The 16771-nt window shown below is 67.1% G+C and carries 13 protein-coding genes; 11 read left to right on the top strand and 2 right to left on the bottom strand.

What is annotated here, in order from left to right; genetic code table 11:
• Entirely contained in the window at positions 1-528 is a 528-nt protein-coding gene (locus tag ACX12F_RS23520; RefSeq protein ID WP_459366704.1) for a DinB family protein, read from the bottom strand.
• Between the two features lie 61 nt (positions 529-589).
• On the opposite strand from ACX12F_RS23520, the gene ACX12F_RS23515 reads away from it, so the two are divergent.
• Genes ACX12F_RS23515 through ACX12F_RS23500 form a run of 4 tightly spaced genes read left to right on the top strand, consistent with a single transcriptional unit; the run spans position 590 to position 7296 of the window.
• Complete coding sequence (locus ACX12F_RS23515; RefSeq protein ID WP_459366703.1) at positions 590-1552, top strand: helix-turn-helix transcriptional regulator; 963 nt, start codon at positions 590-592, stop codon at positions 1550-1552.
• A gap of 40 nt (positions 1553-1592) precedes the next feature.
• The gene (locus ACX12F_RS23510) at positions 1593-5771 is read left to right on the top strand and encodes a glycoside hydrolase family 38 N-terminal domain-containing protein (RefSeq protein ID WP_459370476.1); all 4179 of its coding nucleotides are present in this window, start codon (positions 1593-1595) and stop codon (positions 5769-5771) included.
• Positions 5768-6379, top strand: a complete 612-nt coding sequence (locus tag ACX12F_RS23505) for a DUF7158 domain-containing protein (protein ID WP_459366702.1) — start codon at positions 5768-5770, stop codon at positions 6377-6379. Before ACX12F_RS23510 ends, ACX12F_RS23505 begins: the two co-directional genes overlap by 4 nt.
• 8 nt (positions 6380-6387) lie before the next feature.
• The gene (locus ACX12F_RS23500) at positions 6388-7296 is read left to right on the top strand and encodes an ROK family protein (protein ID WP_459366701.1); all 909 of its coding nucleotides are present in this window, start codon (positions 6388-6390) and stop codon (positions 7294-7296) included.
• On the opposite strand, the gene ACX12F_RS23495 is transcribed toward ACX12F_RS23500, so the two are convergent.
• Positions 7197-7625 (bottom strand): winged helix-turn-helix transcriptional regulator, encoded by a 429-nt coding sequence (locus ACX12F_RS23495; protein WP_459366700.1) that lies wholly within the window; start codon positions 7623-7625, stop codon positions 7197-7199. The two genes, ACX12F_RS23500 and ACX12F_RS23495, sit on opposite strands and share 100 nt — an antisense overlap.
• A gap of 81 nt (positions 7626-7706) precedes the next feature.
• Here ACX12F_RS23495 and ACX12F_RS23490 point away from each other — a divergent pair, with 81 nt between their 5' ends.
• The 7 genes from ACX12F_RS23490 to rpoB all read left to right on the top strand — a co-directional run bounded on the left by ACX12F_RS23490 (position 7707) and on the right by rpoB (position 16749).
• Positions 7707-8144, top strand: a complete 438-nt coding sequence (locus tag ACX12F_RS23490; RefSeq protein WP_459366699.1) for an anthrone oxygenase family protein — start codon at positions 7707-7709, stop codon at positions 8142-8144.
• Positions 8145-8271: 127 nt separating this feature from the next.
• The gene (locus ACX12F_RS23485; RefSeq protein WP_459366698.1) at positions 8272-9228 is read left to right on the top strand and encodes a methionyl-tRNA formyltransferase; all 957 of its coding nucleotides are present in this window, start codon (positions 8272-8274) and stop codon (positions 9226-9228) included.
• The gene (locus ACX12F_RS23480; protein ID WP_459366697.1) at positions 9228-10121 is read left to right on the top strand and encodes an ATP-grasp fold amidoligase family protein; all 894 of its coding nucleotides are present in this window, start codon (positions 9228-9230) and stop codon (positions 10119-10121) included. Before ACX12F_RS23485 ends, ACX12F_RS23480 begins: the two co-directional genes overlap by 1 nt.
• Positions 10122-10401: 280 nt before the next feature.
• Positions 10402-10929 carry a 50S ribosomal protein L10 gene (rplJ, locus tag ACX12F_RS23475; protein ID WP_418004974.1) on the top strand — a complete coding sequence of 176 codons (528 nt, stop codon included), beginning with the start codon at positions 10402-10404 and terminating at the stop codon, positions 10927-10929.
• Between the two features lie 45 nt (positions 10930-10974).
• The gene (rplL, locus tag ACX12F_RS23470; protein WP_133759538.1) at positions 10975-11361 is read left to right on the top strand and encodes a 50S ribosomal protein L7/L12; all 387 of its coding nucleotides are present in this window, start codon (positions 10975-10977) and stop codon (positions 11359-11361) included.
• A gap of 259 nt (positions 11362-11620) precedes the next feature.
• Complete coding sequence (locus tag ACX12F_RS23465; RefSeq protein ID WP_459366696.1) at positions 11621-12646, top strand: ABC transporter ATP-binding protein; 1026 nt, start codon at positions 11621-11623, stop codon at positions 12644-12646.
• A 584-nt stretch (positions 12647-13230) separates the two neighbouring features.
• A complete protein-coding gene (gene rpoB, locus ACX12F_RS23460) occupies positions 13231-16749 on the top strand; it encodes a DNA-directed RNA polymerase subunit beta (RefSeq protein ID WP_459366695.1) in 3519 nt (1172 codons plus the stop codon).
• Positions 16750-16771 lie beyond the last annotated feature (22 nt).

The following is a 16771-nucleotide window of genomic DNA, read 5'->3' as shown; positions in this document are numbered from 1 at the left end:
TTAGTTCTCCTTCTCGGTGTGGGCGTAAAGATCACGGACGCAGGCGATTTCCGCGCCGTGGTGAATGACTTCGCGATTGATGTGCAGCACCAGGGTGGCCATGGTGAGGTCGGCGTAGGGACCTTCGGCCGGACCGCATGGACGCGCCAGGGCGGCGTCGTCGAGCCCCCGGACCCCGGCAATCCAGTTCGCATAGGCGGCGTCGAGCTGATCCAGCGCGCTGCGCGCGTCGCGGGCGTAGGGCCACGACTCGTAGTCGGCCGGTGGGCCACCGAAATGCGAATGGTTGCGCATCGCCAGGACGCCGACGATGACGTGCGCCAGCCGCCAGGCGATGGTGGTGAACGGTTCGGGTTGTGTTGGGGGATAGCTGAAGTCGACGGACCCGTCGGGGTGGACGGTCCAGCAGCCGGGCACCGGCTGCCAGAAATATTCGTCGTCGGTCAGTCCCTCGAGTCGTGGACGCAGGTGGTGCTGCCAGTGCCAGTCGAGTTGCTCGGCCAGTTCTTCGGTCCGTTCTTCGGTCACAGGGAAACCCTGACATTCAATTAGGACTGTTTCTGTCCTATGAGTGCGGCAGAGTGTTGTCATGTCCGAAACCACGAGCCGGGTGCTCCAGCTGCTGGGGCTGTTGCAGGCGCGCCGGGTGTGGACGGGGCAGGAACTTGCCGACCGGCTCGGCGTCACCGGACGCAGCGTGCGCCGGGACATTGAGCGGCTGCGCGACCTCGGTTATCCCGTTCATGCCAGCAAGGGCCGCGACGGTGGCTATCAGCTGGGTGCCGGCGCCGCATTGCCCCCGCTGCTGCTCGACCCGGAGGAGGCCGTCGCGATGGCGGTGTGTCTGCGGCTGGCCGCCGGCGGCACCGTGGCGGGCGTCGGGGAGTCGGCGCTGCGGGCGCTGTCCAAACTCGACCAGGTGATGCCGGCGCGGCTCAGGTCGCAGGTGGCCGCGGTGCACGACTCGACGGTGATGCTGACCGGTGGCGGCGCCGTCGAAGCGGTGTCGCCCGACGACCTGATGACACTGGCCCGTGCCTGCCGGGATCGCGAACACATCCGGCTCGGCTACACCGACATCCGCGGCAACCACACGCAGCGGCGCCTGGAGCCCTATCAACTCGTCACGACCGGACGCCGCTGGTACCTGCTGGCATACGACCGCGACCGCGACGACTGGCGGACGCTGCGGCTGGACCGGATGGCCGACGTCAACGCCGCGGGGACGACGTTCGCCGTGCGCCCGGCGCCGGACGCGGCGGAGTACGTCCGCCGGGCCATCACCACGTCGCCGTACCGGTACGTCGTGCGGGCCCGGTTCGAGGCCTCCGAAAGTCAACTGGCACAGGTATTCTCCGCCGCCTCCGCGCAGATTGCGCCGGACGGTCCGGACCACTGCATCGTGACCGCCGGGGGTGACGATCCCGAGCGCATCGTGCTGTACCTGGCGATGCCGGGGTATCGGTTCGAGGTTCTCGAACCGCCCGAGGTGATCGCCGCGGCCGCCGTGGTCGCAGACCGGTTGCGTGCCGCAATGCCTCCCGATCAGTGACGCCGCGCCGTATGGTGCAGGGGTGTCGACGGGACGACCCCTGCAAGTGACGGCCGTGGTTTCCACCGAGTTGTTCGTCGGCCCGGGCGATGAACCGCTGCAGATCGTGCGCGTGGACTACACCGGATGTGCGGCAGCCACCGAGGTCCGGGTGGCCGGGGACGGGTTGTGCGGCCGGGCCGAGGCTCCGCCGGGCGACGGCACGGTGGAGATTCCGGTGGCCGTCGAGGCTCCGGTGCCGGGACAGATCCGGGCCGCGCAGCTCGACATCGGCGGCGCGCAGACCCCGTTCGAGTTCGTCGTCGCCGAGCCCGGCTGGACCATGCACATGATCAGCCACTTCCACTACGACCCGGTGTGGTGGAACACCCAGGCCGCGTACACCAGCGTCTGGACCGAGGATCCGCCCGGACGGTGCCGGCAGGCCAACGGCTTCGACCTGGTCACCGCGCACCTCGAAATGGCAAGGCGGGAGCCCGAATACAAATTCGTGCTGGCCGAAGTCGACTACCTCAAACCCTACTGGGACACCCATCCGGAGCAACGTGCCCAGCTGCGCGCGCTGCTCGCCGAGGGTCGTGTCGAGATCATGGGCGGCACCTACAACGAGCCGAACACCAATCTGACCGGTCCCGAGACGGCGATCCGGAACTTCGTGCACGGCATCGGGTTTCAGCGTGATGTCATGGGCGCCGAGCCGGCGACGGCGTGGCAACTGGATGTGTTCGGCCACGATCCGCAGTTCCCCGGCATGGCTGCCGACGCGGGGCTGACCTCCAGTTCGTGGGCCCGCGGCCCGCATCACCAGTGGGGGCCGATGCACCGCGACGGCGATCCCGCGCGGATGCAGTTCGCCAGTGAATTCGACTGGATCGCACCGTCGGGCCGCGGGCTGCTCACCCATTACATGCCGGCGCACTACGCCGCGGGGTGGTGGATGGACTCGTCGGCATCGTTGCACGAGGCAGAAGCCGCCACCTATGAGACGTTCGCCAAGCTGAAAAGGGTTGCGCTGACCCGCAATGTGCTGCTGCCGGTGGGCACCGACTACACCCCGCCGAGCAAATGGGTTACCGAGATTCACCGCGACTGGGCGGCCCGGTACACGTGGCCCCGTTTCGTGTGTGCCCTGCCGCGCGAGTTCTTCGCCGCGGTCCGTGCCGAACTGGCGGCCCGCGGCGCCCAGCCGTCGCCGCAGACCCGGGACATGAACCCGATCTACACGGGCAAGGACGTGTCGTACATCGACACCAAACAGGCCAACCGGGCCGCCGAGAACGTCGTGCTGCAAGCCGAGCGGTTCGCGGTGTTCGCCGGATTGCTCACCGGCGCCACCTATCCGCAAGCGGCCCTGGCCAAGGCCTGGGTGCAGCTGGCGTACGGGGCGCACCACGACGCCATCACCGGATCGGAATCTGACCAGGTGTACCTCGACCTGCTCACCGGCTGGCGCGACGCCTGGGAACTCGGCCGGACCGCCCGGGACAACGCCGTGGCGCTACTGTCCCGCGCTGTCGACGTTGACATCGTGGTGTGGAACCCATTGGCGCACAATCGAACCGACATCGTCACCGTCCACCTCGACGAACCGATGCAAGGGTCGGTCCAGGGCGCGGACGGCACGCCGGTGCCGGTCCTGGTCGAAGACGGCGGCCGCACCGTCACCTGGCTGGCCCGCGAGGTGCCGTCGCTCGGCTGGCGGGGATACACGCTCGGCGGGAACACTGTGCCGTCGGGGTGGGAACCGGTGGCCGGCACCACCATCACCAATGACCGTTACCGCTGCACCGTCGACCCCGACCGCGGCGGCGCGGTGTCGTCACTGCGGCGCGACGGGGTCGAGCTGATCGGCACGGGCCGGGTCGGCAACGAGATCGCCGTCTACGATGAACATTCCGCGCATCCCACCGAACACGAAGGACCCTGGCATCTGCTGCCGAAGGGGCCCGTGGTGGGCGCCGCCGAATATCCGGCCCAGTCTGTGCAGGCCTACCGCAGCCCGCTGGGGGAGCGGCTGGTGGTCACCGGTCGGATCGGTGACGTGCTGGCCTATACCCAGACCATCACGCTGTGGCACGGCGTGGATCGCCTGGACTGCCGCACCGTGATCGACGAATTCGCCGGCGCGGACAAGCTGCTGCGGCTGCGCTGGCCCTGCCCGGTGCCGGGCGCGATGCCGGTCAGCGAGGTCGGTGATGCGGTGATCGGCCGGGGTTTCGGCCTGCTGCACCAACGGGATTCGCATGACGCCGTCGACACGGCGGACCATCCCTACACGCTGGACAACCCCGCCTACGGCTGGTTCGGACTGTCCGCGGCGGTGCGGGTCCGAGTGCGAGACGCGCAGGGCGACTACGTGCGGGCGGTGTCGGTGGCCGAGGTCGTGGTCCCGAACGCAGCCGATCCGGCGGCCCCGACCCGCGAGCTGATGGTGGCGCTGGTCCGGGCCGGGGTGACGGCGACCTGCAGCAGCGCCGACAAACCGCGCTACGGCGATCTCGCTGTCGACTCCAACCTGCCCGACGCCCGCATCGCGCTCGGTGGACCCGACGAAAACGCCTTCACCAGTGAGGTATTGGCGGCCGCGGATCCGTGCTACGGCGCGGAACTACAGCGCCGCCTGGCGACGGGCAGCGCCCGGCTCTGGGTGCCCGCCGATGCCGACCTGGTGCAGCGCTGGATTCCGGGCGCCGATCTGACGGGTGTGCGGGCGCTGCCGGTGCTGATCGTCGCCGGGGCCGGTGCCACCGAAGAACTGATCGCCGCCCTCGCTACCGCCGAGATCACCGTCGAGCAGGATGTCGCGGCCGGTATCGGTCCCTTCGAGGCGCGCAGCGTCGCCGTAATGAACCGGGGCGTACCGGGTTTCGCCGTCGAGCCGGACGGCGTCCTGCACACCTCGTTGATGCGGTCGTGCACCGGCTGGCCGTCGGGCACCTGGATCGACCCGCCGCGCCGCGCCGCACCCGACGGCTCGAATTTCCAGCTCCAGCACTGGACCCACACCTTCGACTACGCCGTCGCGGCCGGTGACGGTGACTGGCGCGCCGCAGGCATTGCCGGCCGCAGCGCCGAGTACTCGCAACCGCTGCTCGCGGTGCACACCGATCATCCGGCGGTGGCGGGCGGATTGCCCGGTACTGGTTCACTGCTGGGCGTCGAACCCGCATCCGACGTGACGCTGGCCGCGCTGAAGGCCACCGGCAACCCCATTGCCACCGGTAGCTGCGCGCCCGTCGACCCGCGGTCGGGCATCACCCTGCGCCTGGTGCAGACCTCGGGACGTCCGACGGAGGTCAGCGTCACCTCGGGCATGCGGCACCTCGAAGGTACGGAACGGCTGGATCTCCTCGAACAACGGGTGGCCGGCGAAAACGACTTGCGACTGCACGGTTTCGAGATCGCGACAGTGCGGGCACGGCTCGATCTACCTCACGTGCTGGGCGGTGACCACGTCACCCTCGCGCCGGATGCCGAAGTCGCCCAACCGCTTTACGCCCGGTACTGGTTGCACAACCGCGGCCCGGCACCGTTGGGTGGACTGCCGGCCGTGGCCCACGTGCACCCCACCGAAATTTCCGGCGAACCGGGTACGTCACTGCCGCTGCGCGTCACCGCCGCCAGCGACTGCGCCGATGCCGCGCTCCACGGCCGGGTGCGGGTGCTGTGTCCCGACGGCTGGGTGGCCACTCCGGGCGAGCTGCCCTTCGTGCTGCCGCCCGGCGGCTATCTGGAAACCGAAGTGCAGCTGACCCTTCCGGCCGACATCTCCGCGGGCCGATACCCGGTACGGATCGAGCTGGCCGTCACCGGCGGCGCCAAGGACACGCAGATTCCGGCGGCCTGGCGCCAGATGGTCGAAGACGTCTGCGTGGTCACGGTCGGCGACCCCGGCGACACCCCGCTGCTCAGGTTGGTTGCCGAGCCCGAACCCGTCGACGTCGTCGCCGGTGAACACGCGGACCTGAGCGTGATCGTCGGCTCTGCTGCCGGGGCGCCGCTGAGCCTGGAAGCACACTTGATCAGTCCGTGGGGCACCTGGGACTGGTTGGGGCCCAGCGTGCTCGGGGCCGACGTGCCCGCCGGTGGCTCCGCCGCATTCGACTTCGACGTGACGCCGCCGCCGTGGGTCGGCCCCGGGCAGTGGTGGGCGCTGGTGCGGATCGCCGCGGCCGGCCGGGTGCTGTACACGCCGGCGGTATCGGTGCGCGTCCGATGAGTCACATTGCCGTCGTCGCCGGGCGGAAGATTCCCGTCGCTGTGCTCGACGAGCGCGAATCGCGTTTGCGGGCAAGCGCATTGGCGTCATCGCTCCCTGTGGCCGGGACCAGTGAGGGGCGGCAGCTGCGGCGCTGGCTGACCCAGCTGCTCGTCACCGACGAGGTGGTGCGGTTGGCGGCGGCCGAACTCGGGCTGACCGACCGGGACGCGCCAACACCAGCCGACCTGCTGCCCGCCCCGGCCGCCCGCATGGAGCTCGGCAGCATCGCCGCGGCCGCCCTCGAACAGCCGCTGGCGCGGGCGGTGTTCGTCCACGTGACTGCGGCGGTCCAGGTCACCGACGACGAGATCGAGCGCTACCACGTCCACAACCCCCTGCGGTTCGCGCCGCCCGTGCCCGGTCCCGACGGCTGGTCTGCCGCGCCGACCGTCGCCCCCGCGCTGGACCTGGTGCGGCCGCAGATCACCGCACACCTGCTGGGGTCGGCGCGCAGGCGGGCCTTCCGCCATTGGCTCGATGCGCGACGAGCCGAGGCGGTGCGGCTGGAGCCCGGATACGAACACCCTGGCGACCCTCGCCAGCCCGACCACGTCCACCGGCACTGAAAGCGACGATGCCCGAACTGACTCTCGCCCTCGACATCGGCGGCACCAAGATCGCCGTGGCCCTCGTCGACCCGGACGGCGTACTCGTGCACCGCGAGCAGCTGCCGACACCGCACGCGGACAGCGAGCAGGTGTGGGCGACGGTCGATGCGTTGATCTCAAGCGCGCTTGCCGCTGCCGACGGGCGCCCGCTGCGGGCCGTGGGCGCTGGGTGTGCCGGTCCGATCGATACGGTCGCGGGAACCGTCAGTCCGCTCAATATCGTTGCCTGGCGGCAATTTCCATTGGTGCACAGGCTCGCGCAGCGCACCAGCTTGCCGGTCCGGCTTGCCGGCGACGTCGTATGCCTGGCCATGGGCGAGCACTGGCGCGGAGCCGGTCGGGGGTCGCAGTTCCTGCTCGGCATGGTGGTGTCGACCGGCATCGGCGGTGGTCTGGTGCAGGGCGGTGTGCCCTACCTGGGTCGCACCGGCAATGCCGGACACATCGGGCACGTCGTGGTGGAACCCGACGGCCCGCACTGTGCGTGCGGCGGACAGGGCTGCGTCGAGGCGGTGGCCTCGGGTCCGCACTTGGCGCGGTGGGCGCACGAGCACGGTTGGGAGGCGCCGCCGGACGCCGACGCGAAGGCGCTGGCCGAGGCGGCCCGCCGTGGGGATCCGATTGCGGTGCAGGCCTTTACACGGGGTGCCGGTGCGATCGCTGTCGCCATCGCGTCAGCGGCAGCGGTCTGTGATCTGGACCTGGTGATCATCGGCGGCGGCGTGGCGAATGCGGGGGAACTGTTGTTCGGCCCGCTGCGGGCGGCGCTGCCCCGCTACGCCGGATTGAGTTTCCTGCGCGGCCTGCGGGTGGTACCGGCAGAACTCGGCGGTGACGCCGGACTGGTCGGTGCTGCCGCGTTGTGGCGGTCCTGAGCGGCGCGGCGCGCCATGTCCTTTCGGCCCCAGTCGCACAGCGCGCCGAGTACCGGTCCCAGCGTCTTGCCGTATGCGGAGATCGAATAGTGCACGCACGGCGGCACCGTGCCCGCGTCGTGGCGCTCGATGATGCCGTCGGCCACCAGTTCATGCAGATGCCGGATGAGCATGCGCTCCGTGATCTCGGGAATGCTGCGGCGAAGCTCCGCGGTGCGCATCGGCCCGTCCGCGAGTCGCCACAAGATGGTGCCTTTCCACCGGCCGTCGATCACCGACAGTGCCGCATCGATGGGGCACTCGCCGATCTCCTTCTTCGACACCGCCATGACCGGACTCCTCGATGCTCATCTGCTGACTAATTTGTCAGTACCTTGTTATTTGGCAGTGTAGTGACCAGGCTCGATGCCATGGAACGTCTTGCGCAGATTCTCACGGTGCTCGTCGTCGGCACGCTCGTCGGCGTCGAGTTCGGCGTCGCCGCATTCACCAACCCAGTTCTGGAACAGCTGCCCGACGACGCTTACCGCCAGGCGCGAGCCGCCGGCAGCCGGATCCTCGGTGCGGTGATGCCTTTCTGGTACGCCACCGCAGCGGCGCTGCTGGTCGCCGATGCGGCACTCGCGCCGGTGCCACTTGCCATCGCCGCGCTGGTGTTGATGGCCGTGGTGATGGTCCTGTCGCTGACCGCGCTGGTTCCGATCAACAACCGGGTCGCGGCGTGGGCGGGCGCCGGCCCCGACGAGGCGCCGACCAGCCGGGAACTGGCCCACCGCTGGGACCGCCTGCACTGGCTCCGGGTCGCGGTACTGCTTGGCGTGTTTGTCCTGGTGGCGCTGCTTGGATGACGGGCTGTGAGCCAAGGCTCACAGGTAGATCACAATTTTAGGTAAGACTTAGCTAAGTTGATCTTGATAGCCGGTCGGTGCGCATCGCTCCGGTCCGCAGCAGACTCAGACTTAGTGAGGTAGTGGCATGCGCGTCGTCTTCTTCGGTTTCCAGACGTGGGGGGTCAAGACGCTGCAGGCGCTGCTCGATCTGGGACACGAGGTGCCGACGGTGGTCACGCATCCGACCAGCACGGAGTCATACAAGGCGATCTTCTCGGATTCGGTCGAGGAGCTCGCCCGGGCCCACGACATCCCGGTCCACCTGACCGCGCGGGCCGACCACGAGACCATCGACGTGGTCAAGCGAGCCGAGCCCGACGTCATCGTCGTCAACAGTTGGTACACGCGCATGACGGAGGAGCTGTACGACCTGCCGCCGTACGGGACGCTGAACATGCACGACTCCCTGCTGCCGAAGAGCACCGGTTTCTCGCCGGTGTTGTGGTCGCTGATCAGCGGTGAATCCGAGATCGGGCTGACCATCCACCGCATGAACTCCGAACTCGACGCCGGCGACATCCTGGTCCAGCACTTGCTGCCCATCGGACCCGCCGACACGGGCACCGAACTGGTGATGCGCGGCATCGACCTCATCCCGGGCGCCCTGGACGAGGCGCTCACCGCGCTGGAAACCGGTACCGCGCACTGGCGGCCCCAAGAGAAGTCGGAGCGGACCTACTTCCACAAGCGTTCCGAGCGCGACAGCCTGATCGACTGGAGCTGGCCCGCCGAAGACCTGGAACGGCTCGTCCGTGCGCTGTCGGACCCCTACCCGCGCGCGTTCACCTTCTACCGCGGCGAACGGATCGAAGTGCTCGACGCCAAGGTCTCCGAAATCCGCTACGGCGGATCGCCCGGCCGCGTGATCGTGCAGGAAGGCGGCGGCGCCGTGGTATCCGGGCCGGGCGCGCACCGCGGCCAGAACCGGGCGCTGGTGATCACCCGCGTCCGCACGGCCGACGGCGCCGAACACGCCGGCGACGCATTCTTCCGTCGCGGCGGCTACCTGACCAGCTCAGCCGCACTGGTCGGAGCGATGTGATGCGGCTGAGCAAGTGGCCGGCCGCCGTGCGTCGCCGCCTGGTCGCACTGATCCCGCTGCTCATGATGCGTAAAGTGCTCTATCTCCTCATGATCCGGCGATGGGGCAACTTCACCGAGCCGGCGACGTTCAACGAGAAGGTGAACTGGCGCATCTTCAACGATCGTCGGGACCGGATCGTCAAGGCCTGCGACAAGATATGGATGAAGGAGATGGCCCGGGCGGCCTATCCGGGCGCCAATCTGCGCATCCCCGCCACATACTGGTCCGGCACCGACCTGCGGGAGGCGCCGGATCTGACGACACTGCCGCCGTGGGTCCTCAAACCGAATCACAGCAGCGGTCACGCGCTCTTCGGCCCGGATGCGCACACCGACCTGCAGAGTCTGCGGAACCGGACGGAGCGCTGGTTCGAACGCACACCGCTGGAACTCGGCGAGTGGGGATACAGCCAAGCCCGCCCGCTGCTCCTCATCGAGGAACGCATCCCCACCCCCGACGGCCGGCCGCCCGTCGACTACAAGTTCTTTGTCTTTCGTGGCCGCGTCGAACTGATCCAGGTCAATCGCGGCCGGTTCGACAAGAAACAGACCACTACCTTCTTGGACGCCGACTGGCGCCCGCTGCCCGTGCGCTGGCGGATCCACCGGATCGCCGTCGAGGAGCGGCCAGTCGAGCTGGACAAGATGCTGGAGATCGCGAGCGTGCTGGGCGCCGACTGGGACTTCGTCCGCGTCGACCTCTATGCCGTCGACGGCGATGTCTGGTTCGGCGAGTACACCCCGTACCCGGGCACCGGCATGCTGCGATACCAGCCGATGAGCTTCGATCTCGAGCAGGGCCGGCAGTGGCAGCTGCCGACCCTGGATGAGGTTCGCCCCGGCCGGCCGTGAGGTACGAAGTCGTCGTTTTGGCTGATCGGCAGGCCATCGGCTACTCTGATCCAGTTCCACCGAAGACCGTCGGTCACCGATGAGCGCTTGCGCGAAAGAGTAAGCAGCTCGGCAATCGGTTGAAGGTCCCGGATTTCCGGGCGGCCCACGCAGGAGGACGAGGTTTTCAGAGTTTTGATTCTGCGCGCCCCGACCTTTCTGTGTCGGGGCGCTTTGCATTTCCGGACCGAATCCCCGGCAGTCTCCAGTGGGCGGATGAACACACCACAAGGAGGCATGTATGGCCACGGCTGATAAAGCCACTGCGGTCGCTGACATCGCCGAACAGTTCAAGGCCTCGACGGCCACTGTCGTGACCGAGTACCGCGGTCTGACGGTTGCCAATCTCGCCGAGCTGCGTCGTTCCCTCGGTGCTTCGACGACCTACACGGTCGCCAAGAACACCCTGGTCAAGCGCGCCGCCTCGGAGGCCGGGATCGAAGGCCTCGACGACCTGTTCGCAGGTCCGACCGCCATCGCGTTCATCACCGGCGAGCCGGTCGATGCCGCGAAGGCACTCAAGAAGTTCGCGAAGGATCACAAGCAGCTCGTCATCAAGGGCGGCTACATGGACGGCGCTGCGCTGTCCGTGGCCCAGGTCGAGAAGATCGCCGACCTCGAGTCGCGCGAAGTGCTGCTGTCCAAGCTGGCCGGCGCCCTCAAGGCGAAGCAGTCCCAGGCCGCGGCGCTGTTCGTTGCGCCCGCGTCCCAGGTCGCTCGCCTGGCCGCCGCTCTGCAGGACAAGAAGGCCGCCGAGTCGGCTGCCTGATCCATCTAGATCAACCAAACAAAAAACCAAGGAAGGACCATTCACATGGCCAAGCTGTCCACTGAAGAACTGCTCGACGCGTTCAAGGAAATGACCCTGCTGGAGCTCTCGGAGTTCGTGAAGCAGTTCGAGGAGACCTTCGACGTCACCGCTGCTGCTCCGGTCGCCGTTGCCGCCGTTGGTGGCGCTGCTGCTCCCGCCGAGGCTGCTGAAGAGCAGTCCGAGTTCGACGTCATCCTCGAGGGTGCCGGCGACAAGAAGATCGGCGTCATCAAGGTCGTCCGCGAGATCGTTTCCGGCCTGGGCCTGAAGGAAGCCAAGGACCTGGTCGACGGCGCCCCCAAGCCGCTGCTGGAGAAGGTCAGCAAGGAAGCTGCCGAGGACGCCAAGGCCAAGCTCGAGGCCGCCGGCGCTTCGGTGTCCGTCAAGTAAGTTCGCCAGAACTGACGTTTTCCCCCGGAGTCCCTTGCGGACTCCGGGGGATTTCGCTTTTCAGAGGTTATAAAGCGGGGCATTCCGGACGGTGGCGGCGATGATGACGTAGTTGGCTCCGGTTGGCCGGACGGGGCTCGCAATCGGGCGGTCCGATAGTTGGAACACCGTGTCTCGGACGGCAACCGATGCGCTACAGTGACTCAAGCCACAGGCAGGGCAGCAAATGGCGCGCGAGCGCTGGCGGAAGGGATCTCATATGGGCGTCCAAATCGACGTGACGGGACTGAGTAAGTCCTTTGGGTCGTCGAAGATCTGGGAAGACGTCACGTTGACCATCCCCGCCGGTGAGGTCAGCGTCATGCTGGGTCCGTCCGGTACCGGTAAGTCGGTGTTCTTGAAGTCGCTGATCGGTTTGCTGCGTCCTGAGCGCGGTTCGATCGTCATCGACGGCACCAACATCATCGAGTGCTCGGCCAAGGAGCTCTACGAGATCCGGACGCTGTTCGGTGTGCTGTTCCAGGACGGTGCGCTGTTCGGCTCGATGAACATCTACGACAATACGGCGTTCCCGCTGCGTGAGCACACCAAGAAGTCCGAGTCCGAGATCCGCAAGATCGTCATGGAAAAGCTCGACATCGTGGGTATGCCCAACGACGGTCACAAGTTCCCGGGTGAGATTTCCGGTGGTATGCGTAAGCGTGCCGGCCTGGCCCGGGCCCTGGTGTTGGATCCGAAGATCATCCTGGTCGACGAGCCGGACTCCGGTCTGGACCCGGTGCGTACCGCTTATCTGTCGCAGTTGCTGATCGACATCAACGCCCAGATCGACGCGACCATTTTGATCGTGACGCACAACATCAATGTGGTGCGGACGGTGCCGGACAACATCGGCATGCTGTACCGCAAGCATTTGGTGATGTTCGGGCCTCGTGAGGTGTTGTTGACCAGTGAGGAGCCGGCGGTCAAGCAGTTCCTCAACGGTCGTCGTATCGGTCCGATCGGTATGTCGGAGGAGAAGGACGCCGCGACTGCTGCTGCTGAGCAGGCCGCGTCGGATCTGGGTCACGCTGATGGTGGTGTCGAAGAGGTCGAGGGGGTGCCGCCGCAGATCGAGGTGACCCCGGGGATGCCGGTGCGTCAGGCCGTGGCTCGTCGTCAGGCTCGCGTGCGCTCGATTCTGCACACCCTGCCCCCGGCCGCGCAGGCCGCCATCCTCGAGGACCTCGAGAAGACCGGCCGCGGTGCCGACGACCCGGTGACCGCGCAGATTCCGCGGGCCTGATCCGCAGCACGTCGAAAATCGCGCCCGGGCTGAATCAGCCCGGGCGCGATTTCGTTGGTGGGGGTGCCGCCAGACCGCGCAATCGGGCGCTGAGCGCACGTTCGAGGGCACTGCGCGAGCGGGGGGTCGGTGATCTTGGTCACGGCGCGTCCGCACCTGGCGGCGTGCGACTGGCGCCGCGGGACCTGCTGCGTCACGATGTGAGCGCCCCGGTTCGCCATTTGCCGGCAAAACTCCACACCAAACAGCGTGGCAAGTCTTGACTGACGCCCGCAAACGGGCCAATCTGTTGGGCAGCATGTATTCGAGGATTCCGAACGCCAGCCAGCGTCAGTCGATCCAACCCTTGATCAAACATGCCGTGGTTGAGGAATGCGCCGTCCTGCGCTAATGTTGGACGTTGCGCTGGCTGCATCCTGCCCACCTCACCCGCACCTGACACCTTCTAGCCTGAGCGTTGCTCGGTGATCTAGACGCGTGCCGTGTGTCTTGTAAGGCCCGGACTGTGAGAACGCCAGCCGGACCGAAGCAGATACAGCGGCAATTCGGACCGGTTTCGACCGGCCCCGAAATGTTCGCATCAGGTGCTGGAAGGACGCATCTTGGCAGCCTCTCGCGAGAGCAAGTCAGTAGATTCCAACAACTCCGTCCCAGGAGCGCCGAACCGAGTCTCGTTCGCGAAGCTGCGCGAACCGCTTGAGGTTCCGGGCTTGCTCGACGTACAGACGGATTCCTTCGAATGGCTGATCGGTTCCGACCGCTGGCGGGCGAAGGCAGTGGATCGCGGCGACATCAACCCCGTCGGTGGCCTCGAAGAGGTCCTCGCCGAGCTGTCGCCCATCGAGGACTTCGCCGGCACCCTGTCGCTGAGCTTCTCCGACCCGCGCTTCGACGAGGTCAAGGCCCCGGTCGACGAGTGCAAGGAAAAGGACCAGACGTACGCGGCCCCGCTGTTCGTCACGGCCGAGTTCATCAACAACACCACCGGCGAGATCAAGAGCCAGACGGTCTTCATGGGTGACTTCCCGATGATGACCGAAAAGGGCACCTTCATCATCAACGGCACCGAGCGCGTCGTCGTCTCGCAGCTGGTCCGTTCGCCGGGTGTGTACTTCGACGAGTCCATCGACAAGGCCACCGAGAAGACCCTGCACAGCGTCAAGGTCATCCCGGGCCGCGGTGCGTGGCTGGAGTTCGACGTCGACAAGCGCGACACCGTCGGTGTCCGCATCGACCGCAAGCGCCGTCAGCCGGTCACCGTGCTGCTGAAGGCGCTGGGCTGGACCAACGAGCAGATCCGCGAGCGCTTCGGCTTCTCCGAGATCATGATGGGCACCCTCGAGAAGGACCCGACCGCCGGTCCCGACGAGGCCCTGCTGGACATCTACCGGAAGCTGCGCCCGGGCGAGCCCCCGACCAAGGAGTCGGCGCAGACCCTGCTGGAGAACCTGTTCTTCAAGGAGAAGCGTTACGACCTGGCCCGCGTGGGCCGGTACAAGGTCAACAAGAAGCTGGGCCTGCACGACGGCAACCCGGCTCAGGTGACCGCGACGACGCTGACCGAAGAGGACATCGTCGCCACCATCGAGTACCTGGTGCGCCTGCACGACGGTGACACGAAAATGACGGCGCCTGGTGGTGTTGAGGTTCCCGTCGAGGTCGACGACATCGACCACTTCGGCAACCGTCGTCTGCGTACCGTGGGCGAGCTGATCCAGAACCAGATCCGGGTCGGCCTGTCGCGGATGGAGCGCGTCGTGCGTGAGCGCATGACCACCCAGGACGTCGAGGCGATCACCCCGCAGACCCTGATCAACATCCGTCCCGTCGTGGCGGCGATCAAGGAGTTCTTCGGAACCAGCCAGCTGTCGCAGTTCATGGACCAGAACAACCCGCTGTCGGGTCTGACCCACAAGCGTCGTCTGTCGGCGCTGGGCCCCGGTGGTCTGTCCCGTGAGCGCGCCGGCCTCGAGGTCCGCGACGTCCACTCGTCGCACTACGGCCGCATGTGCCCCATCGAGACCCCTGAAGGCCCGAACATCGGTCTGATCGGCTCGCTGTCGGTGTACGCGCGGGTGAACCCGTTCGGCTTCATCGAGACCCCGTACCGCAAGGTCACCGACGGTGTGGTCACCGACCAGATCGACTACCTGACCGCCGACGAGGAGGACCGCCACGTCGTGGCGCAGGCCAACTCGCCGCTGGACGCGGATGGTCACTTCACCGAGGAGAAGATTCTCGTCCGTCGTAAGGGCGGCGAGGTCGAGTTCGTCTCGGCGACCGACGTCGACTACATGGACGTCTCGCCGCGCCAGATGGTGTCGGTCGCGACCGCGATGATCCCGTTCCTCGAGCACGACGACGCGAACCGTGCCCTCATGGGTGCGAACATGCAGCGTCAGGCGGTTCCGCTGGTGCGCAGCGAGGCTCCGCTGGTCGGTACCGGCATGGAGCTGCGTGCCGCCATCGACGCCGGTGACGTCGTCGTGGCCGACAAGTCCGGTGTCATCGAGGAGGTCTCCGCCGACTACGTCACCGTCATGGCTGACGACGGCTCGCGGCACACCTACCGGATGCGCAAGTTCAACCGCTCGAACCACGGCACGTGCGCCAACCAGCGCCCGATCGTGGACTCGGGGCAGCGTGTGGAGGCCGGCCAGGTCATCGCCGACGGTCCCTGCACCGAGAACGGTGAAATGGCCCTCGGCAAGAACCTGCTCGTGGCAGTCATGCCGTGGGAAGGCCACAACTACGAGGACGCCATCATCCTGAGCCAGCGGCTCGTGGAGCAGGACGTGCTCACCTCGATCCACATCGAGGAGCACGAGATCGATGCCCGCGACACCAAGCTGGGCGCCGAGGAGATCACCCGGGACATCCCGAACGTCTCCGACGAGGTGCTGGCTGACCTCGACGAGCGCGGCATCGTCCGCATCGGCGCCGAGGTCCGTGACGGCGACATCCTGGTCGGCAAGGTCACCCCGAAGGGTGAGACGGAGCTGACCCCGGAAGAGCGCCTGCTGCGCGCCATCTTCGGTGAGAAGGCCCGTGAGGTCCGCGACACCTCGCTGAAGGTGCCGCACGGTGAGTCCGGCAAGGTCATCGGCGTCCGCGTGTTCTCGCGCGAGGACGACGACGATCTGCCCGCCGGTGTCAACGAGCTGGTCCGCGTCTACGTGGCCCAGAAGCGCAAGATCTCCGACGGTGACAAGCTCGCCGGCCGCCACGGCAACAAGGGCGTCATCGGCAAGATCCTCCCGCAGGAGGACATGCCGTTCATGCCTGACGGCACCCCGGTGGACATCATCCTGAACACCCACGGTGTGCCGCGTCGTATGAACATCGGCCAGATCCTGGAAACCCACCTCGGGTGGGTCGCCAAGGCGGGCTGGGAAATCCCGGCGGATGCGAGCGGTGCATATCCTGAGTGGGCAGCGAATCTGCCCGAAGGCATGCACAGTGCCCCGGCGGACAGCATCGTCGCCACCCCGGTGTTCGACGGTGCCCGCGAGGGCGAGCTGGAGGGCCTGCTGGGCTCGACGCTGCCGAACCGTGACGGTGACGTCATGGTCAACGCGCAGGGTAAGTCGCAGTTGTTCGACGGTCGCAGCGGTGAGCCGTTCCCGTACCCGGTCACGGTCGGTTACATGTACATCCTGAAGCTGCACCACTTGGTCGACGACAAGATCCACGCGCGTTCGACCGGCCCGTACTCGATGATCACCCAGCAGCCGCTCGGTGGTAAGGCGCAGTTCGGTGGCCAGCGGTTCGGTGAGATGGAGTGCTGGGCCATGCAGGCCTACGGTGCGGCGTACACGCTGCAGGAGCTGCTGACCATCAAGTCCGACGACACCGTCGGTCGCGTGAAGGTCTACGAGGCGATCGTCAAGGGCGAGAACATCCCCGAGCCGGGCATCCCGGAGTCGTTCAAGGTTCTGCTCAAGGAACTCCAGTCGTTGTGCCTCAACGTCGAGGTGCTGTCTTCCGACGGTGCCGCGATCGAGATGCGGGACAGCGACGACGAGGACCTGGAACGCACTGCCGCGAACCTGGGTATCAACCTGTCGCGGAACGAGTCCGCGTCTGTTGAAGACCTCGCCTAAACCGTCCGCTCGTAGTCAGCTT

The sequence above is a fragment of the Mycolicibacterium sp. HS_4_1 genome, from assembly GCF_054515875.1.
The sequence above is the reverse complement of the archived record's forward strand: the minus strand, read 5'-3'. Positions and strand labels throughout refer to the sequence as shown.